At 45.3% G+C, this 19,449-nt stretch carries 15 protein-coding genes; 5 read left to right on the forward strand and 10 right to left on the reverse strand.

The genetic code is table 11. The features are described from left to right. Positions 1-51: 51 nt before the first annotated feature. Positions 52-1,560 (reverse strand): cardiolipin synthase, encoded by a 1,509-nt coding sequence (cls, locus tag NYE58_RS34110; protein ID WP_076123942.1) that lies wholly within the window; start codon positions 1,558-1,560, stop codon positions 52-54. Positions 1,561-1,786: 226 nt separating this feature from the next. Here cls and NYE58_RS34115 point away from each other — a divergent pair, with 226 nt between their 5' ends. Together NYE58_RS34115 and NYE58_RS34120 are read left to right on the forward strand one after the other, a co-directional pair. Continuing rightward, positions 1,787-2,704: a TetR/AcrR family transcriptional regulator gene (locus NYE58_RS34115; RefSeq protein WP_076276923.1), complete on the forward strand. Its 918-nt coding sequence runs from the start codon at positions 1,787-1,789 to the stop codon at positions 2,702-2,704. 115 nt (positions 2,705-2,819) lie between these two features. Beyond that, positions 2,820-6,005 (forward strand): efflux RND transporter permease subunit, encoded by a 3,186-nt coding sequence (locus NYE58_RS34120; protein WP_341004072.1) that lies wholly within the window; start codon positions 2,820-2,822, stop codon positions 6,003-6,005. A 752-nt stretch (positions 6,006-6,757) separates the two neighbouring features. Here NYE58_RS34120 and NYE58_RS34125 read toward each other — a convergent pair. Then, the gene (locus NYE58_RS34125; RefSeq protein ID WP_076123947.1) at positions 6,758-7,450 is read right to left on the reverse strand and encodes a TorD/DmsD family molecular chaperone; all 693 of its coding nucleotides are present in this window, start codon (positions 7,448-7,450) and stop codon (positions 6,758-6,760) included. Between the two features lie 416 nt (positions 7,451-7,866). Between NYE58_RS34125 and moaA the strand changes: the two genes are divergently transcribed. Beyond that, positions 7,867-8,868 (forward strand): GTP 3',8-cyclase MoaA, encoded by a 1,002-nt coding sequence (gene moaA / locus NYE58_RS34130; protein ID WP_076276925.1) that lies wholly within the window; start codon positions 7,867-7,869, stop codon positions 8,866-8,868. A 125-nt stretch (positions 8,869-8,993) separates the two neighbouring features. Here moaA and NYE58_RS37600 read toward each other — a convergent pair whose 3' ends face one another. From NYE58_RS37600 to NYE58_RS34145, 4 genes are read right to left on the reverse strand one after another with little or no spacing between them, the layout of a single operon-like run. After that, on the reverse strand, positions 8,994-9,098 hold the full coding sequence (locus tag NYE58_RS37600) for an S-layer homology domain-containing protein (RefSeq protein WP_081387510.1): 105 nt from the start codon (positions 9,096-9,098) through the stop codon (positions 8,994-8,996). Positions 9,099-9,131: 33 nt separating this feature from the next. Then, complete coding sequence (locus NYE58_RS34135; RefSeq protein WP_341004073.1) at positions 9,132-10,184, reverse strand: HAMP domain-containing sensor histidine kinase; 1,053 nt, start codon at positions 10,182-10,184, stop codon at positions 9,132-9,134. Then, positions 10,181-10,858 (reverse strand): response regulator transcription factor, encoded by a 678-nt coding sequence (locus NYE58_RS34140; RefSeq protein WP_076123953.1) that lies wholly within the window; start codon positions 10,856-10,858, stop codon positions 10,181-10,183. The genes NYE58_RS34135 and NYE58_RS34140 overlap by 4 nt, the downstream gene beginning before the upstream one ends. Continuing rightward, complete coding sequence (locus NYE58_RS34145) at positions 10,788-12,644, reverse strand: ABC transporter ATP-binding protein (protein ID WP_076192341.1); 1,857 nt, start codon at positions 12,642-12,644, stop codon at positions 10,788-10,790. Before NYE58_RS34145 ends, NYE58_RS34140 begins: the two co-directional genes overlap by 71 nt. A 362-nt stretch (positions 12,645-13,006) precedes the next feature. Between NYE58_RS34145 and NYE58_RS34150 the strand changes: the two genes are divergently transcribed. Beyond that, on the forward strand, positions 13,007-14,242 hold the full coding sequence (locus tag NYE58_RS34150) for an MFS transporter (protein WP_305953522.1): 1,236 nt from the start codon (positions 13,007-13,009) through the stop codon (positions 14,240-14,242). An 85-nt stretch (positions 14,243-14,327) separates the two neighbouring features. On the opposite strand, the gene NYE58_RS34155 is transcribed toward NYE58_RS34150, so the two are convergent. Beyond that, the gene (locus NYE58_RS34155) at positions 14,328-16,034 is read right to left on the reverse strand and encodes a glutamine--tRNA ligase/YqeY domain fusion protein (protein WP_341004335.1); all 1,707 of its coding nucleotides are present in this window, start codon (positions 16,032-16,034) and stop codon (positions 14,328-14,330) included. Between the two features lie 229 nt (positions 16,035-16,263). Between NYE58_RS34155 and NYE58_RS34160 the strand changes: the two genes are divergently transcribed. Further along, the gene (locus tag NYE58_RS34160) at positions 16,264-16,812 is read left to right on the forward strand and encodes a GNAT family N-acetyltransferase (protein WP_036681941.1); all 549 of its coding nucleotides are present in this window, start codon (positions 16,264-16,266) and stop codon (positions 16,810-16,812) included. Between the two features lie 90 nt (positions 16,813-16,902). On the opposite strand, the gene NYE58_RS34165 is transcribed toward NYE58_RS34160, so the two are convergent. The 3 genes from NYE58_RS34165 to NYE58_RS34175 form a co-directional block, all read right to left on the reverse strand. Continuing rightward, positions 16,903-17,547: an MOSC domain-containing protein gene (locus NYE58_RS34165; RefSeq protein ID WP_081387505.1), complete on the reverse strand. Its 645-nt coding sequence runs from the start codon at positions 17,545-17,547 to the stop codon at positions 16,903-16,905. After that, positions 17,528-18,058 (reverse strand): GNAT family N-acetyltransferase, encoded by a 531-nt coding sequence (locus tag NYE58_RS34170; RefSeq protein ID WP_076276928.1) that lies wholly within the window; start codon positions 18,056-18,058, stop codon positions 17,528-17,530. Before NYE58_RS34170 ends, NYE58_RS34165 begins: the two co-directional genes overlap by 20 nt. Before the next feature lie 68 nt (positions 18,059-18,126). Beyond that, positions 18,127-19,347, reverse strand: a complete 1,221-nt coding sequence (locus NYE58_RS34175) for an MFS transporter (protein WP_076123961.1) — start codon at positions 19,345-19,347, stop codon at positions 18,127-18,129. Between the last annotated feature and the right edge of the window lie 102 nt (positions 19,348-19,449).

A 19,449-nucleotide genomic window follows, 5' to 3' on the forward strand; every position in this document is an offset into this window, starting at 1 on the left:
AGCAAAAACCACCTCAGATGAGGCATAACACCCTCTGCGGTGGTTTTTGGGTTATAGTAACGGTGACATAAGCCGAGCAGCAGATTCCAGTATACGGATCACCATACGCTTATTCATAAATTCCTCATGCTCAATTAAGCTGGTAGATAATAAATCCCGTTCAAAATCAGCAACAATACGAGCAACGCTCTCCGTCTGAATCAGTAGTGCATTCACTTCAAAGTTAAGGTGGAAGCTGCGCATATCCATATTGGCCGTGCCAATGGTCGCTATTTCACCATCAACGATAAGCAGCTTCGAGTGGATAAATCCCTTTTCATATTCATAAATCTTCACGCCAGCTTCCAGCAACGCCGGAAAATAAGAGTGTGAAGCCAGAAACGGAATCCATTTATCCGGCTTAGCCGGGAATAACAATCGCACATCTAAACCAGAAACAGCAGCTACACGCAGTGCAGTTAAGATGTCCTCATCAGGAATAAAATATGGACTGGCAATCCACACCGATTTCTCGGCAGAAGTGATCATGGAGAAGAAAATGTTTTTGAGCGCACGACGTTCGTTATCCGGCCCACTAGCAATAATCTGTACGGCACCATCACCTGTCATAAAGCGAAGCTGCGGAGTGAGATAGTCTTGCTCCAGTATTTTTTCACCCGTAGTGTGCATCCAATCTTGCAGGAAAATAATTTGCATCGTCCGTACCGCTTCGCCTCTAACCAACATATGTGTGTCACGCCAAAACCCATAAGTCTTACTGCGGCTTAAATATTCATCGCCTACATTGAGCCCCCCCATGAATCCGACATCGCCGTCGATCACAACAATCTTACGGTGATTCCGGTAATTCACACGGCTGGAAAAAAAGGATGTTGAATTTCCGTACGAAGCCACCTGAACCCCGGCATCACTCATTTCCTTCAAAAAAGCTTTGGAAAGCTGAAAACTGCCAACGGCATCATACATAAATCTGACTGCAACACCGGCGCGAGCTTTATCGATCAGAATTTGTTTAATGCGTGTTCCAATGTGGTCCGCCCGGAAGATGTAATACTCCATATGAATGTGATGTTTAGCTTGACGGAGCTCCAACAATAACGTACCAAACGTCTCTTCACCATTAGTGAGGATACGAGTTTCTGATGCAAAGGAAATAGGAGTACGTGCTAAAGTTTTGGATAACAGCAGCAGTTTTTGGCGCGAGGGATCAAAGACTGACCAATCTTGGTGCGTACGTAAAGCGTCATTCTCAATTCTTTCGTAGGCCATAAGGTCTCTTTGTGCCTTTTTATCATATTTACGGCGTTTGAACACATTTTGCCCAAATAGAAAATAGAAGACCAGTCCCAGCACCGGGATCAACGCAAGCAATAAGATCCATGACATTGTTGTAGAAGGATTACGGTTCTCCATAAAAATAGCCAAGCTAATCGAAATGACTGTCAGAGTGGAGAAGATACTAATAATCGTTCCCGCAGTACTCCCAAAAATGCCGAAACCAAAATAATAAAATGCTATGAATGCCCCAATGATAATTATAGATTGAAGTCCTCTTCTCATACTCTACCTACCTTCTTATTCATACAAGCAACACGAAATTGACACATTTTATATATTACATGAAGAACACATTTCTTCCTAGCAAATTACTGTTTAAAGTCTATTTACGACAAAACTGTAACCCTTCTGTTCCGATATTTGTAATGCCTGGTTGTATAGAATATAATTATTCTGACCAACTAGTCAATTATAGAACCGGGTAGTCAGAAAGGAGGTTAATCCTTTAATGAATGATAAAACTGTTGATAAGCAGGAGCAGATTATTAAGATTGCTATGCAGTTATTCGCTGTAAAAGGCTCCTCGTCCACATCCATGCAAGAGATAGCTGAATTATGCGGGATTTCGAAGGGCAGTTTATATCTGGTATTTAAATCAAAAGAAGAACTGGAGCGCAGTATCTTCCTTTATTGTTATCGGATGATTCGGGACCCCTTGTTACGTGAAGAACAGGAAACCCGACGAACACCACGTGAGAAGCTTAGGAATCAGATAGAAATTCTGCTAAGTCATGTGTACGAATTACGTGAGTTCTTGCAGCGTCAAATTCAGGAGGTTGCGGGCAAAGGATTTGATACTGAAGTCCCGGACTGGCTGCGTAGAAACAACGCTTCCTTCTTAAGATGGTTCCAGGTGAAAATGGAGTTGCTCTACGGAAAAGACGTCGTTCCCTATACCGGAGATTTATGTATGATCGGACATGGTCTCATCAAATCTTATATTGCGGTTATTTTTCGTAAGGATACGCAGGTACCTATTGCCGATATGGCAGATCATCTAATGAATTTAATGGATATGATCGTGTCTGGCTTGCTTACTAGTAAACAGGCTCCGCTAATCAACTCTGCTACTTTAGCAAACTGGATGGCGGAGAATGAGGAGAACAAACGAAAAAATCCATTACAGCTCATTAAAGAAATGAAGACTGCGATCAGTAAACTAGATAGTATAGCATCCGAAGAAGCAGCCGATCTGCTGGAATCGCTCAACATTCTGGAAGGTGAAGTCCTTATCCCTCACCCGCGAAAAGCAATCATTCAGGGGATGCTGTCCAACCTCCAATCCTGCTCTGAGCTCACAGCAGAATTGGAAGAGCTGAGGAAGCTAATTGCCTCAATTCCGCACAATTCATGTGTATTTCGTTAATTGACTCTAAGAAGAGTTCGGTAGAGAGAAAGTCATGGATAGTGAGTATTATGATTTTTTATAATGGCGCCTTATTTCGTAAAGAAAAGGGCCGAGAGGAGCAGAAACGAAACTTATGAAAAGCTTAATTAATTTCTCGCTCAGGAACAAATTTGCCATTTGGCTTCTGACGATAATTATTGTGTTTGCCGGTTTATATAGCGGACTGACGATGAAGCAAGAAACCTTGCCTAATATTAGTATACCCTATCTTAGCGTAACAACCATTTATCCGGGGGCCGCACCAGAAGGCGTCGTTAATGATGTCAGCAAACCGTTGGAGCAAAAGCTCCGCAATGTGGATGGTGTAAAGACGATCACCTCCACTTCTCTGGAGAATGCCTCCAGTATCCAAATTGAATTCGATTATGGAACAAATCTGGATAATGCTACAGCAGCAGTGCGCGAATCATTAAATGAAGTCTCATTACCTGACAATGTGCAGAAGCCTTCCATTTCCCGCTTTAGTCTTAGCTCAATGCCTGTTGTCTCCCTCAGTCTTTCTAACGGGGATACCCAGGATCTTGAGGAACTGACCCGCATTGCTGAGAACGATATTCGCCCGGCCCTAGAGGATGTTGAGGGTGTCGCTTCTATTCAAATCTCTGGTCAATACGTCAAAGAAGTATCACTTAAATTCAATCAAGATAAGCTCAGCCAATATGGACTGACCGAAGATACCGTTAAAGGTATCATTCAAGGCTCTTCCCTCCGTGTTCCACTCGGATTGTTCGAAATGGACAAAGCTCAAAAGGCAGTTGTCGTGGACGGCAACATCACTACCGTTGAGGATCTTAAAAATGTAACCATTCCGGTAATGCCAACTGGCGCTAACGCTGCTGGTGCTACTGGAGCTACTGGAGCTACTGGAGCTGCCGGCATTGATGCTGGTGCTGCTAACGGAGCTGCTGGCGCAGGCGCTGGAAATGTAGCTCCTGGCGGAGCTGCAAGTATGGGACTTCCAACCGTGAAGCTGGGAGAGCTGGCCACGATTGAGGTTGTGGGCAATTCTGAATCCATCTCCCGTACAAATGGTAAAGAATCGATCGGTATTCAGATTGTCAAAGCCAATGATGCCAACACTGTTGATGTTGTAAATGGCGTTAAAGACAAAACTGAAGAATTAAAAGCACAATATAAAGGCATTGACCTTACTGTTCTACTTGACCAAGGTAAGCCCATTGAGGACTCCGTAAATACGATGTTGTCCAAAGCGGTATTTGGTGCCTTATTCGCAGTAATTATCATTTTGGTGTTCCTGCGGAATATTCGTTCGACGATTATTTCCATCATCTCTATTCCATTATCCCTGCTGATCGCAGTGCTGTGTCTGCGGCAGATGGACATTACGCTTAATATGATGACACTGGGAGCGATGACGGTCGCGATCGGGCGGGTAGTCGATGACTCGATTGTAGTCATAGAGAACATATATCGACGACTCTCCTTATCTGGTGAGAAGCTGAAGGGCAGAGAATTAATCAGTGCGGCCACACGTGAAATGTTCGTGCCTATCATGTCCTCTACAATTGTAACCATCGCGGTGTTCTTACCACTTGCTTTGGTTAGTGGTATGGTTGGTGAGCTGTTCTTGCCTTTCGCTCTAACCATGGTCTTCGCCCTGCTCGCTTCATTAGTAGTTGCGATTACCCTAGTTCCTGCAATGGCTCACTCGTTGTTCCGTAATGGATTGAAAGGTAAAAAAACTCACAGCGAGAAACCAGACAAACTATCTGCTGGCTATCAAAAGATTCTGAACTGGTGTCTTTCTCATAAGCTCGTTACTTTTGGAGTTGCCGTTCTTCTCCTTGCAGGCAGCTTGTTCTTAATCAAACCTATTGGTGTAAGCTTTATGCCATCCCAAGAGGATAAAACCGTAATGCTTACTTATTCACCAAAGGCTGGACAACGGATTGAGGAAGTTCAAGAGCAAGGTCTGAAAGCTGAAAAATACATTTTAGCGCAGAAGCATATAGACAAAATGCAATATTCCATTGGCGGCGGAAGCCCGATGGGTATGGGTGGATCCAGCAATTCAGGACTATTTTTCATCGTTTATGATAGTGACACTCCTGATTTTGAAGCTGTTAAAGAGAAGCTTATTGAAGGTTTGACCGCAGAAGTGCCAGATGGTGTATGGGGTGACATGTCCGCTCTGATGAGTGGAGGCATGGGTGGAAGCACTCTGACCGTGAATGTATTCGGAGATGAACTGGATCAGCTGAAGCCAGTCGCGGATGAGATTGCCTCAATCGTACAGGCTGACACCACTAATTTCAAAGACGCAGAAACAAGTCTCAAGGAAGCTTACGATCAATATACGATTGTAGCGGATCAACAGAAGCTTAGCTCCCTTGGACTTACAGCCGGACAAATTGCGATGAAGCTGAGTCCAGCAGGCACACGTCCAGTGCTCACAGAAGTAGAATTGGACGGCAAGAACTACAAAGTCTATATCGAAACAGATAAAGAAACGTATAAGAGCATTAAAGAAATGGAAGAGGCTACTTTGACTTCCCCACTAGGCATCTCCGTGCCAATCGGGCAAGTCGCTAAAATTGAAAATGGCTCCTCCCCTGACTCGATTACTCGTATGGACGGTAAAATGAAGGTAGATGTTACTGCCGAAATTATTTCGAGTGACGTGAATAGCGCTTCGAACAGCGTGAAAGAAAAAATAGACGCTATGGAATTGCCTGATGGTGTAACTGTTTCCTTCGGCGGTGTAACCGAGCAGATCAATGATACGTTTGGTCAATTAGGAATTGCTATGGCGGCTGCTATTGCCATCGTATACTTCGTGCTTGTGGTTACATTTGGCGGTGGATTAGCACCATTCGCTATCCTGTTCTCACTTCCTTTCACAGTGATCGGGGTACTCGTTGCCCTTCTGATCGCTGGGGAAACCTTAAACGTGTCCTCGCTCATGGGTGCGCTGATGTTGATTGGTATCGTAGTAACGAATGCGATTGTCCTTATCGACCGCGTTATTCATAAGGAAAAAGAAGGCCTCACTACGCGTCAAGCCTTGCTTGAAGCAGGTGGCACACGTTTACGTCCAATCCTGATGACTGCACTTGCAACGATTGGTGCATTGCTGCCATTGGTTACTGGACTTGAAAACAGTGCTGGAATTATCTCTAAGGGGCTCGGTGTGACCGTAATCGGTGGTTTGGTCAGTTCCACGCTGCTGACACTTGTAGTAGTACCAGTCGTGTATGAATTCCTGATGAAATTCCGCAGCAAAAAGGTAATTGATTAGAACTATGATGTGAACAAGTAAATAGGCTCAAACGAGAGGCTGTCTCCAAAGTAGTGAATTCTACTTATGAGGCAGCTTCTTTTTTTTTAGTAAAAGGCTGCACAGCGGATTCTTGCCTTAGCCAATAGACTGTGTGCTGTGCCAATTGTTCAACGCCATTAGGTTGGGTGGTGAGTAGGGAGAGTTGAGCGGTGAAAAATACGTGATGAGTGATAGCTGATGTGCAGTGGGCGCTGGATGATATACAATGTGCGGTGAACCATGTGCGATTTATGGTGGGCGTTTGCGATATGCGGTATACGGCGGGTGATCTGCGTTGGCCGTTTGGACGGCGTACATTTGTGTTTACTACGTTCTGTGTTTGGGCGATGTGCGGAGTGGATCTTAAACTAATTAGGGAAAAACTCCCTGATAATAAGGGGGATTTCTTTAATTACCGCCGAAACAGCTATACTTTAGGGAGGTTTTCCCTAATTATTAGTCTGATGACCAGAAACTCTTGAATTTCAGGGAGAAATTCCCCAATTAGTCTGTCGGTGCTTCAGTTGGGCAACAAGACTGCGCTTCGATTGGTACTTCAATTAATGCTTCGGTTGGTGCTTCAGCCTCTACTTCTATCGGAGTTTAATTAGATCATCACTAGGATGCTTCACACGGTACTTCTATTTGCTACAGAGCTTCTATTAAAGCTTCATATCTACTTGAATAGCACGCAAAAGCCCGACCTATCAATTAGGCCGGGCTTTCTAATATTAAATGCTTGTAGCTGCACTGCTCTCCAGTGAAGCTCTCCAGGAACGAAGCATTTGCAGATCAAGTGGCAGAAATTCCTCAAGCATATGTGAGAGGCCTAGATATAGCGGACTATCCGTTGCTGCATTCAGTTTCTGACAGAACTGCGGTGTCCATTGCAGTAGATGCTTTTCCAAAAAGGACTCCTGAATATCAAGCAGCTCCATAGCACTTCTTATTGAAAAGCTATTGTAAAGCATACGCTCATGCATGACTGCCATAAATTCGAGCTCAATAGCAATATGATCATCGGCTTCACCATTACACTTATTGAATACAATTCCAGCGGAGGTGTACACATCCGCAAGCACGTTACAGAAATCCTCCGAGCGTCCTAAAATCGCTGCTTCGCGCAATTTAAAAGAACTAACGGACTGTTCTTGCATAAGCCGTTTATATTCTTTGCTCTCTTTCTCGCATATCATTGGCAGCTTGTTCGGTTCCTGACTCAAATAGCGCTTCAGCTCCCGACCGCCTTCCGTCATCTCAGCCGCTACACTCATCTGGCGATTGCGGCTCCATTGAGCCACTAGAGAGAGTGATGGTTTTCTACCCAAAAAATCCACTAAAAGCTGATATATTAATCCCCGACTTTCCAACCAACGGCTAAAAGCCTCCGGAACGGTGAGCGATGGAACAGTATGTGTACTCATTTTGCAAATCCTCCTCAATGGTTTCCCGGTCACTCTCCGTCACATTACCGACGTGCGGTTTCCGGTATCCTATCTGTTTTCGCAAAAGTGAACGTTAAAACTAATCCGCACCTAGATTATATCGGATATTAAAAGCGCTTTCCGTGAGCATTCTATGTCTAAAAACTATATTTGTCGTACTTTTGTCACACTTTCCGTTGTTCAATATGCGTTATCTTCTTATCTAGTTTGTCCAGTTTTATGTAATGAAACCCTGTCGTCCAGAACTTTGCTCATTGACGTGAAACCAAGCGATCTTTAAAATTCTAAACAAGTATAAACAACTTTGCGTTCTGTCCTATTAGGGACGTTATACGTGTATACGAGAAAGTATAAGAGCAATTTATCAGCCAGATTTAAAGGAAGGGAGCAACGCCATGGAGCCGCTGACGGACCCTTTTGGACGTTTACACGATTACATCCGCATTTCGGTTACCGACCGCTGCAACCTGCGTTGCATCTATTGTATGCCAGCGGAAGGGATGCAATTCCAACCGCAGGACGAGATTCTGAGTTACGAGGAAATTACCTCAGTCGTTAAGTCGCTAGCCCCTCTTGGATTACGTAAAGTACGACTAACTGGTGGAGAACCTCTTGTCCGCAAAGATCTGGAAAAGCTTGTTGCTATGATATCTGCGATCCCAGGTATAGAAGATATTTCGCTGACTACAAATGGTTTAATGCTTCCAGCCAAAGCAGCACAGCTAAAAGAAGCCGGTCTGTCACGGGTAAACATCAGCCTAGACTCCTTACGGCAGGATCGATTTTCTATGATTACTCGTGGCGGCGAAGTCGCCAAGGTATTAAAGGGGATCGAGGCCGCACAAGCCGCCGGACTTCAACCGATAAAGCTTAACGTTGTATTGATGAAAGGAATTAATGACGACGAAATCAAAGACTTCATCTCCCTTACGCTGGAGAGTCCTCTAAATGTACGCTTTATAGAATACATGCCGATTGGCAGTGCTACTGATGCTTGGCGCCAAACTTATCTGCCTCTGGAAAGGGTTGTAGAAGCTTGTACTGAGGCTGGTTGGGAAACGGAAGCGGCAGAAATGCCCTCCGGGAATGGCCCTTCCCAGAATCGGCGGGTTGTCGGAGCCCCTGGTACATTCGGCCTGATTCATCCGGTGAGCGAGCACTTCTGCGATAATTGCAACCGCCTGAGACTTACCGCAGATGGGCACATCAAAGCTTGCCTGTATTGGGCAGATGAATACAATGTCCGCCCTTTGATAAGCGATCCTGTTGCTGTGCAGGCCTTATTCCGGAAAGCGCTGGGCAACAAACCCCATAATCATGAAATGGCCTTAGCTCTGGAGAAAAAAGCACAGAGCCACACGCCGACAGCTCGGCGCATGTCTCAAATTGGTGGATAAACGTCCATCCCGGTATTATAGTTCCTCTTTTAATTGCATAAATACAAAAAACGCCGCTTTCCCACTGAACGATCTGGGAAAGCGGCGTTGTGCTTAAAGCTTAGCGATGAGCTATTCAATCACTATTAGAGAGATAGAGCTTCGAGCAGCTTAGAAATAGTCGCCGCCGCCTCGGCTCTTGTAGCCTTATTCTCAGGACGGAAGGTATTGTCTTCGAATCCACCCAGAATACCGGCTTCAGCTGTTTTTCACATACAGCAAGTTTATTTCATTCGTACTGGCAATCTCACCTTGAACGCTGTCCCATCCCCCGGGCGACTATTTGCAGTTACCTTACCTTCATGCAGCTCAACGATTTTTTTAACCAATGACAGACCTAGTCCACTACCGCCACCACTTGCGGTTCTAGCTTTATCTGCCTTATAGAAACGCTCGAAGATCCGAGGCAGATCTTCCTCCGAGATGCCAATCCCGCTATCTTGAATCTCCACCTCTACCTGCTCATCCACCATGCGAAGGCTAATATGGATGCAACCGTTCTGCGGAGTAAACTTGATACTGTTATGCAGCAGATTAGTCCAAACCTGACTCATTAAATCTTTTACAGCAGATACATTCACTTCTTCCAGTTCAGCCTCTACCTCTATTTTTTTCTCCAACCACTGTGGTTCAGAAGCCAGAATCGTATCTCTAAGCTGCTTATCCAGGCGGTAAATCTGATTTTCAAACGGAAAATTGCCCGATTCAAGCGCGGACAGCTTCAATAAATTATCACTAAGCCCAGATACACGGGTACTCTCAGCCACTATAATATTAAGGTAGTGCCTCCTGCTCTTCACACTCAGAGTTTCATCCTGCAGTGCAAGAGCAAACCCCCGAATAGAGGTTAGCGGAGATTGAATTTCATGCGATACATTAGAGATAAAATCCTGACGCATGGTCTCCATCTGGCTCAGTTCGCTGGCCATTACGTTGATACTCTCTACAATCTCACCGAAATCACCGTAGTCCTTTGTATTATCAAGTACCACATTGAAATCACCCTTAGCAATCCGCCCTAAACCTTCGATAATTGATTTATAAAAAACACGTTCCCAGCCCCGGAATAACTTGGAGGTTACCAATGCCATCAAAAACAAAATCACAATTCCGACCATCACGCCGATTAACTGGGTCAAATACTCCGAAGAGGGGCGTCCAACCCTGCCATATATCCAGTTCATCAAGAAATAAGCTGCACTCCAGCTAATCCCAACACCACCGAAGTAAATAAAAGTCATCCCAATCCGCTTAAGAAGCTCCTTAAACCGGTTCATGCCTCTGCCTCCAGCCGATAGCCTAATCCGCGGATGGTACGAATAACAAACCCGTATTTATCAGGAGCGAACCGTTCGCGTAAACGGTTGATATGCACATCGAGCGTCCGCTCATTCCCTTCAAAATCATAACCCCATATCTCTTCGATTAGCCTGTCTCTAGTCAATGTCTGCCCCGGATAGCTGCCCAGCTTAAATAACAGCTCAAATTCCTTAAGCGGCAAAGTGACTTCTCCATACGCTGAGGATACCTCGTAGGTTTTACGATTCATTCGCAGCCGGCCAATCCCCACACTTTGTGCAGCAGAGATTTGGTAGCGTTTGAGCAGCGCCTTTACTCGCGCAATAAGCACCACTGGCTCAAAGGGTTTGACGAGATAGTCATCACTTCCCAGCTCAAAGCCCTTCACAATTTGTGAGGTCTCTCCCTTAGCCGTCAGCATCAATATCGGAAAATCATAGGTTTGGCGCATCTTCCGGCACAGCTCCCAGCCATCCAAATTGGGCATCATCACATCAATAATGGCTAAGTCTATGTTATGGCTCTCCAGAATCTGAAGAGCCTCCAGTCCATCAGAAGCTCCATAGATGTCATCCATCCCCTCAGCTCTCAGAAATACTTCTACCAATTCGCGGATGTGCGGATCGTCGTCCGCTACTAGTATTTTTGTCATGTATCACTGGAGCCTCCTCTTTATTGTCTTGAATCTCAAGGTTATTCATCTGCAGCTGCTGGGTGGCAAATTCACGATATAGCTCATGGTTTTCCAGCAGTTCTTCATGTCTTCCCATCCCGGTAATCTGGCCCTTTTCCATAAAAATAATCTGCTCAGCATTTACAACAGTAGCCAAACGGTGCGCAATTACAATCGTAGTCCGGCCCTTCATCAAATTGGACAGTGCCTTCTGCACTACGGCCTCTGATTGGCTATCCAGACTGGAGGTCGCCTCATCAAGCATAAGAATCTTTGGATTCCGCAGCAGCGCTCTAGCAATAGCAATCCGTTGCCGCTGTCCACCCGAGAGCTTCACACCTCTCTCACCAACATCCGTATTATATCCTTCAGGAAGCTCATCGATAAAGCCATCTGCATAAGCCATTGCTGCTGCTGCGCGCATCTCCTCCATGCTAACGTCTCGATCCAATCCATAGGTTAAATTCTCAGCAATCGTACCTGCCAACAATGGGCTTTCCTGTGAGACGTACCCGATCAGTTTCCGCCATGAGCGTAATGAGAAGGTTGACACTGGTTTATCGCCTAACTTAACCATACCTTTCTGAGGCTCATAGAATCGTTCGAGCAGTGAAAATAATGTAGTCTTGCCTCCCCCGCTCGGTCCAACAATAGCCGTCACCTGACCCGGAAGCATCCGGAAGCTTACATCGGTTAGCACATTCTCACCATTTTTATATCCAAAGCTTAGATCTTCTACCGAGATAGGACCCTCTGCACCGTTCGCCTCTTCCTGGCCCTCATATACCTCCTCTTCTGCTGCCAGAGTTTCAATAATGCGCTCTGATGCCCCTTTAGCTTTCTGAATCTGTGTAAAGAACGTGGTCAATTGAGTAAGCGGCATAATAATCTGAATAAGATACAGGATAAAGGCTACCAGCTCTCCAGCTGTCAAAGCACCGGAAGATACCTGCATTCCGCCATAACCGATAATGACCACAAGTAACATCATAAAGACAAAAGAGACAAGTGGACTGATCATAGCGCTGATTTTGCCTTCACGAATGCCAAAGGAGAGCAGGTTCATAATTCCGGTTTTGCCTGCTTCGTACTCTTTTTTCTCTGCACCCGAGGATTTCACCAGACGGATCTCTGACAATACACCACTAAGTGTGGCGGTAAAAGAAGCTGTTTCGTCCTGCATGCCTTTGGAGATTTTGTACATCTGCCGTCCAAGCGGCACCAAAATCAACGCAGATAGTGGAAGAACGGTGAACAGAACAAGCGTCATCTTCCAGTTTAAAAATAACAGCACAGCAATGGAGCCCACAATGGAAATCACTCCGGTAAATAAGCTGGCCAGATGTTCAGAGATCAGCGTTTTGATGATCCCTGTATCATTCGTCATCCGGCTGACGCTTTCTCCTGTCCGATTATCATTGTAATAAGCTACTGGCAACACTAAAAATTTACGCCATAACCGGTCACGAAGACCTGCAACCATCTTCTGGCCTACATAATTCAGCAGATAGATAGAGATTCCCCCGGCGATCGTCTGCGCGATAAAAGCACCCGCTATGCCTGCAATTTGCAGCTTGCTGACAGAAGCCAAAGAAAAGCCATCCACCAGATTTTTGGTGAACATAGGGATCACCAGACTAACCAATGTCGAGATCATGCTTAGTGCAATGGCTATTGCCAATAAGCCGTATGAAGGCTTGGTTTCTTTTAATAATGTGAGGAATGGCTTCAGCGCCGTTTTCCCCTTAGCTTCGGATTTTTTCATGCAAAAACTCCCCTTTTCTTGGTGAATCTGCGAGAAGAATGTATCATCTCTGTTTCGCTTAACCCTATCCTAGCCCTGAATTGTAAACTGAAGTTAAACCCATTGATTCTCTTTTATACAAACGTAGATAGGGTAATCCTCAGGTATATTCCTAGTAAGGAAGAGCAAACGCCTAACATTTCTGCCACCTGCAAACTTGTTATATGCGTTTTTTGTCACTTAGCGGATCAAATTTAAATAAACGTTAAAAAAATGTAAAAAAGTAAAAAAGGAAGTTTGTATCCCTTTTCAACACGTGTTACAGTGATAGAAGGGCCTAATATTGGTCAGTATATCCATGCAAGACATCTAGTGGGAAAGGAGTGACGCATTTGCGGAAAGGCGTTAACTATCCATCTTCTTTCACGTCTTTAAAATGGTTCAATTTTTTTGTATACGGAACCATGGTCCTCTTCTCCAGCTTCTTTCAACTATACCTGCTGGATGTAGGGATGAACAAATTAGAGATCGGTGCCGTATTTTCTATGGGTGCGCTAGTATCCATCTTTGCAAATCCATTCTGGGCAATCTGGACTGACCGATACCAGAATATCCGGAGAATCGTTTTGCTTATGTTAATCGGAACGTTAGTGTTATCCCAGCTTATGTTTCGGGCAAATACATATGAGATGATCTACATCTCCATTCTTTTGTTCTATTTCTTCCAAGGACCGTTATTTGCTCAGAGCAATACGATGATTCTCAGCTATATTGACGGAACTAACTATCGCTTCCGTTCTTTTCGGCTTTGGGGTTCATTGGGGTGGGCACTAATTGCAATTGCCGCCGGATTGGTCCTTGATTGGGCTGGTGTATCTATCTTGTCCTATCTGTTTGCAGGCTTACTATGTGCATCAATGTTATCCATTCTTGCATTACCGAAACTTAACCATACCATTGGCATGGCTCCTATGCCGTATAGAGGCTTCAGCAAACTAATTTATAATCCCTTTTTCTTGTGTTTCATATTGTTTGGTATCCTAGTTTCCATACCGAACACCATGAACACTACATTCATGTCTTTGTATATTACGGACCTAGGCGGCTCCAAGGGAATGATTGGTCTCGCAGTATTCCTCTCCTCTATTTTGGAAGTGGGTGTATTTGTTCTCTGCGACCGATTCCTTAAACGTAAAATATCTGTTCTGCTCGGCTGGCTTGCGCTGGTTAGCGCTTTATTCGTACTACGATGGTGGTTCATGGCGGACGCGACTACAGCCCTCCAAGTAGTGCTCATTCAAATTTTACACTGCATAACATTTGGTGGTTTCTTCTATGTAGGCACTCAACTGACCATGCTTCTTATTCCAAGACCTTACCGTGCTTCAGGACAAGCGCTCTACACACTGACTTGGAGCGGTATAGCCGGTATTGTTGGAGGAGTTCTCGGCGGGTGGATGTATCAAAATCTAGGGGCACAGAGCATGTATCAAGCGGGTGTCTTCTTGACACTGTTTGGAACGCTAGGCTTTACTTTCATGTGGCTCTTTGTAAACCGTGGAGGCTACCGGCCCCCTACAGAGGATGAGGAAGAACTCTCTCACATCGAAATATTATAAGCGAAAACATAAAAAACAGGCACAAACGTACCTAAACGGGACGTTTGTGCCTGTTTTATTATAAAGAACCTGAACGAATCAAGTGTTAGCCTTGTTTTGGAGGCTGAAATGAACTCTTCAGTGAAACGATAAGATTGAATACGAGATGCCCAGGCGCCGAGTATTTGCTATCTACATTAAAATAGCCATGACGGAAGAACTGGAATTTATCCTGAGCCACACTGTCCTTAAGCGCGGGTTCCACAAAACCTTGTAAGATTTCAATGGATTTAGGATTAAGCTGATCCAAGAAGCTAGGCTCCGCTTTCTCTACCGTGGAATCCAGACCTTCAACTTCTGCAGCTTCATCTACTTCTTCAGCAGAAATCAGTGGCTCGTATAAACGGAATTCTGCAGGCACAGCTTGACTAGCTTCTACCCAGTGCAGAGTACCTTTTACCTTACGGCCTGTAAATCCACTGCCACTCTTTGTTTCCGGATCATACGTACAATGCAGTTCAACAACCTCGCCATTATCATCTTTAATGACTTCATTACATTTGATGAAATAAGCATGCTTCAGGCGTACTTCATTGCCGGGGAACAAGCGGAAATATTTATTGGGCGGATTCTCCATAAAGTCGTCGCGCTCAACATAAATCTCACGAGAGAACGGAATTTGGCGTACACCCATTTCTTCATTCTCTGTATTATTCTCCGCTTCAAGCCATTCTGTTTGGCCTTCCGGATAATTGGTGATAACAACCTTAAGCGGACGAAGTATAGCCATGGTGCGAGGCACAGTTAACTTAAGGTCTTCCCGGATAAAGTGCTCCAGCATTTGCAGGTCCACTAGACCCTGACTCTTGGAGATCCCTGCTTCGTACACGAATTTACGAATCGCTTCCGGCGTATATCCTCTGCGGCGCAGGCCGGAGATCGTTGGCATCCGCGGATCGTCCCAGCCATCCACATGTTTTTCGTCTACCAGCAGCTTCAGCTTACGTTTACTAGTCATGGTTTGAGCGAGATTCAGACGGCCGAATTCATATTGATGCGGAACAGAAGGCATCTCACATTCCGCTACGACCCAATCATAAAATGGGCGTTGATCTTCAAACTCAAGCGAACAAAGGGAGTGAGTTACTCCTTCAATGGCGTCCTCAAGTGGATGAGCGAACGTATACATCGGATAGATGCACCATTTATCCCCTGTATTATGGTGATGCGCATGAGTAATCCGATAGATGACAGGATCACGCAGATTAATATTTGGTGATGCCATATCGATCTTGGCACGAAGAACCTTCTCACCATCTTTGAATTCCCCTGCCCGCATACGGCGGAACAGATCCAAATTCTCTTCGATGCTGCGCTCACGATGTGGACTGTTCTGTCCTGGCTCTGTCAGCGTTCCCCGCAATTGGCGAATTTCATCCGCGCTGAGGTCATCTACATAAGCTTTGCCTTTAGTAATTAATAATTCGGCACGTTTGTACATTTCCTCAAAATAATCCGATGCAAAACGCAGCTCTTCCCATTCATAGCCCAGCCACTTTACATCTTCCTGAATGGAGTTCACATATTCCGTATCTTCTTTGGCAGGATTCGTGTCGTCAAATCTTAGGTTAGTCTTGCCACCGAACTCGTCCGCCAGTGTAAAGTTAATCCAAATCGCCTTGGCATGTCCGATATGTAAGTAACCGTTCGGCTCCGGCGGAAAGCGTGTGACAACTTCTTTTACTTTACCCGTACGGAGGTCTTCGGTAATAACATTTTTAATAAAATTGGAGGGGGTATTACGGTTCTCCACAGCTATCAACCTTTCGTTCTGTAGTGTTACACTACTTCTTGTATAAACATGTTTCCTACTAATATACCCGTTAACTGTAGATTGTTCAATAAAAGGGGGCACATGGCCTGGATCAATTTTTAGCATCTTTAGACCTTTTGACTTCTCTGCGGGCGATAGAGTAGCATGATAATCATAAGAAAAAATCCATAATCATACATAAGGCCTTGTGCCGAAAGGAGGCAACCACTTGTTTAATTATGTCATCGACGAAGAGCTTATCTTAAAGCCACTCATGCCTGAGCATGCTAGGCACATATTCGCGTTAGTGGAGCGCTCGCGGGAACGACTTAGGCAATGGCTTCCTTGGGTTGATGCCGTTACGGAACAGGATCACACCCTTAATTTCATTAAAAATGCTATAAAACAAGGCACCGACAATGGCGCCTTCACTGCTGGACTTTGGGTCCGCGGCGAGCTCGCTGGCGTCATTGGGTATCACCAGATTGACTGGCATAACCGTTCCGTAGGGATTGGTTATTGGCTTGGTGATGGATATGAAGGCAAAGGTTATATGACCAGTGCCTGCCGAGTTCTAGTAGACTACGCCCTGCTTGAAATGGAGCTGCAGCGGGTAGAAATTCGCTGCGCAACCGCCAACGTAACTAGCCGGGCAATTCCTGAACGGCTTGGTTTTGTGCTCGAAGGTGTGATCAGACAGGCAGAAAAGCTGCCCGATGGCTACGTGAATCACGCCGTATATGGTTTATTGCGTAGTGAGTGGCAGCTGCTCGGCTAAGTTACAAGCAAAGCAAAGTTAAACAAACACGCAAGCAAAAAAAAACCTGGCTGGCATACGCCTCCAGGTTTTTTTTTGAGCAGACCAAGATTAGATCTCTGGCATACCCAGTTGTTTTCGAAACTTGTTCCGTACTACGGCTGAGAGAGCTTCCAGCTCCACAAGCTCTGCCAGAGCAGCCTTCTCTTGCAGCCCAACCTGCATTAAATACAGTACATGCGCCACGGACGCATTGCTGTCTCCGTTTTCTTTTTTGACAATTGCATCACCGGTTGAAATCTTTCCTTCACGAAGTACACGCAAGTAAAATCCGCTATACCTTGTATCCAGAACTTGAGCCGGTAGATCTGCGGGTCCATGCTTTTGTGAGATTTTGAAGCAAGGGTATCGTGGTTGGCTAACCTGAAGCAAAGTGGTTCCTATTTCATATACATCGCCAATACATACCTCTGTCTCCAGCAGACCTGTGATGGTGATATTTTCTCCAAAAGCCGAGTACTCCAGTTTCTTTCCCAGCTGCTGTTCCCAATAAGGATAGTGCTCAATGGGATAGGCGCATACCGCCTTGTCAGGACCTCCATGATGTTTAAGATCTGCCTGGCCATCTCCAACAAATCCATTGGTATGTAGCTGAACTGGTCCTTCTACAGGTGTTTTATAAATTCCGGTCTCCAAAGGTTTTCCCCGATAATCCACCGTCACCGGCCGACCGACATTAAGCGAGATGATCTCCATATTCATTTCCTCCTGTCAGCATGCAGCTCATAAATATCTCATCTACATAACGGCCGCCAAGATAAAACTCCTCCCGCAGACGCCCCTCTTCCACAAAACCGCATTCCCGGTAAAAAGAAATCGCTGATTCATTGCAGGATAATACACGCAGGCGAAGCTTACGAATAGCATGCGCCGCAGCATGTCCCTTAATGGCTTCCATGAGCTGCCGGCCGATGCCTAAACGTTGATAGTTCGGATGAACAGCAATATTAACCTCGCACACATGCCGGTTGCTCTCCATTCTACTAGGGCAGCCAAACCCGACATATCCACATAGCTTGTCATCTTGCAGCGCGACGAGCTGTGAGCCCGGGGGAGCATTCAGTAAGAAATCTTCTTGTGAGCGCCACAACATAGGTCCCGGGCTAGTGTCCTCTGTCCAAATCAGATGGTCCAGATCAATCAGTTCTCGCACGTCTTTAATCTCTGAGGGTCTAATAGTTAACCTTGCCTTGTTGATTTGTTTCATAAGATGTACACCCCTTGCCTTGCACCTCTATAGAATTCACAGCAGATGTTGGAATCCACTGTGTATAGTTATCCTACGGACCGCTCTAACGAATGGCCTTTACGATTGACTAAAGCATGGATGACGAAAAACCCTACAGACAGCAGCGCCATCGCACAGGCCAGCCAGGCTGTTGGTGCCAAACCACCGCTATCATACAGTCTGCCCATGAAGTAAGGGCCAATGACTCTCCCGACTGCACCAATCCCTCCGCTTAGTCCCAAATAAAACGGTGCGCTGCGCCCCGCATGATCCGAGATAAAGGATGGCATCGCTGGAGAAATCAGCATTTCTCCCAGTGTAGCAAGCACCATTCCAAGCACTAAGCCAGGATAATTAGGCATCCACAAAAGAAACGCATAGCCACCCAAATAAAACAGGGCACTTGCAGTCATTTGCGCCGTTGAGGTAGACGCGAACCAGCGCTTAATCATTGTTACCAATGGCTGAGCTGCAAAAATCAAAATACCGTTCAGTGTCCAGAGAAAACCATAAGTTTTCTTAGGCCAGCCCTCTGAAATAATGAACGGAGATACCCCTGTATTCCAGATAGAGTTACCGAGAAGCAGGAACAAAGAACCGATCCCCATATAAAGATAAATACGAGTATGCCCCATTAGCTTCCACGTGGATTGTTTCTCTGGTTCATTCTTCTGATGCCCCATTACCTCATGCGCAGGTTCTCCACCGATTTTCTTCAGATATATAAAAAAGAAACCCGCAAATACCGCCGAGGTTACACCATTCATTACAAAGCTTAGCATATAGGAAATATCGGCCAAAAAACCACTTAATGCCGTCCCCAGTGCTACACCAATATTATTGGCGACATAAATAACATTAAACAGCTCACCACGCTGCTTCGTGAAACGAAAGCCGATAAATGCCTGAATGGCAGGTAATGATAAGGAATTAAATAATCCCACTAGTCCCATTGCAACCATAAATAACGTCCAGTTGTTACTAGCTGCCGGCAAGGTGAACAGTGCCAAAGCATTCATGGCGAGCGCTCCGACAATCAGCCGGTTCACGCCTACCTTATGATAGAGTGAGCCCCCGAGTAGTTGACCCACGATCCCACCAACCGATTGAATAAGAATCACCAGTCCAGCATCTGACATGCTGCGTCCAAGCTCATCAAATACATACATCGTAACGAGCGGCCACATCAGCGCACTACCTGTTGCGTTAATTAGGCTGGCAATGAGAAATATTTTCACTTCTTTTGGATATGCCTGTAAAAACTTCATAAGTAGTGTACATCCCCTGTTATATATGTGTCATTAATTCATCCAGTATCATCCCAAAACAGGGCTATGAGCAAGCATACACATTGACGTTTTATCGTGATA

This window comes from Paenibacillus sp. FSL L8-0708 (assembly GCF_038009325.1).
Lineage (GTDB): Bacteria > Bacillota > Bacilli > Paenibacillales > Paenibacillaceae > Paenibacillus_AQ > Paenibacillus_AQ odorifer.

Excerpts from the sequence above, each read along its gene's own strand:
- cls (WP_076123942.1), bottom strand. The coding sequence starts at position 1,560 with ATGAGAAGAGGACTTCAATCTATAATTATCATTGGGGCATTCATAGCA.
- NYE58_RS34115 (WP_076276923.1), top strand. The coding sequence starts at position 1,787 with ATGAATGATAAAACTGTTGATAAGCAGGAGCAGATTATTAAGATTGCT.
- NYE58_RS34120 (WP_341004072.1), top strand. The coding sequence starts at position 2,820 with ATGAAAAGCTTAATTAATTTCTCGCTCAGGAACAAATTTGCCATTTGG.
- NYE58_RS34125 (WP_076123947.1), bottom strand. The coding sequence starts at position 7,450 with ATGAGTACACATACTGTTCCATCGCTCACCGTTCCGGAGGCTTTTAGC.
- moaA (WP_076276925.1), top strand. The coding sequence starts at position 7,867 with ATGGAGCCGCTGACGGACCCTTTTGGACGTTTACACGATTACATCCGC.
- NYE58_RS34135 (WP_341004073.1), bottom strand. The coding sequence starts at position 10,184 with ATGAACCGGTTTAAGGAGCTTCTTAAGCGGATTGGGATGACTTTTATT.
- NYE58_RS34140 (WP_076123953.1), bottom strand. The coding sequence starts at position 10,858 with ATGACAAAAATACTAGTAGCGGACGACGATCCGCACATCCGCGAATTG.
- NYE58_RS34145 (WP_076192341.1), bottom strand. The coding sequence starts at position 12,644 with ATGAAAAAATCCGAAGCTAAGGGGAAAACGGCGCTGAAGCCATTCCTC.
- NYE58_RS34165 (WP_081387505.1), bottom strand. The coding sequence starts at position 17,547 with ATGGAGATCATCTCGCTTAATGTCGGTCGGCCGGTGACGGTGGATTAT.
- NYE58_RS34170 (WP_076276928.1), bottom strand. The coding sequence starts at position 18,058 with ATGAAACAAATCAACAAGGCAAGGTTAACTATTAGACCCTCAGAGATT.
- NYE58_RS34175 (WP_076123961.1), bottom strand. The coding sequence starts at position 19,347 with ATGAAGTTTTTACAGGCATATCCAAAAGAAGTGAAAATATTTCTCATT.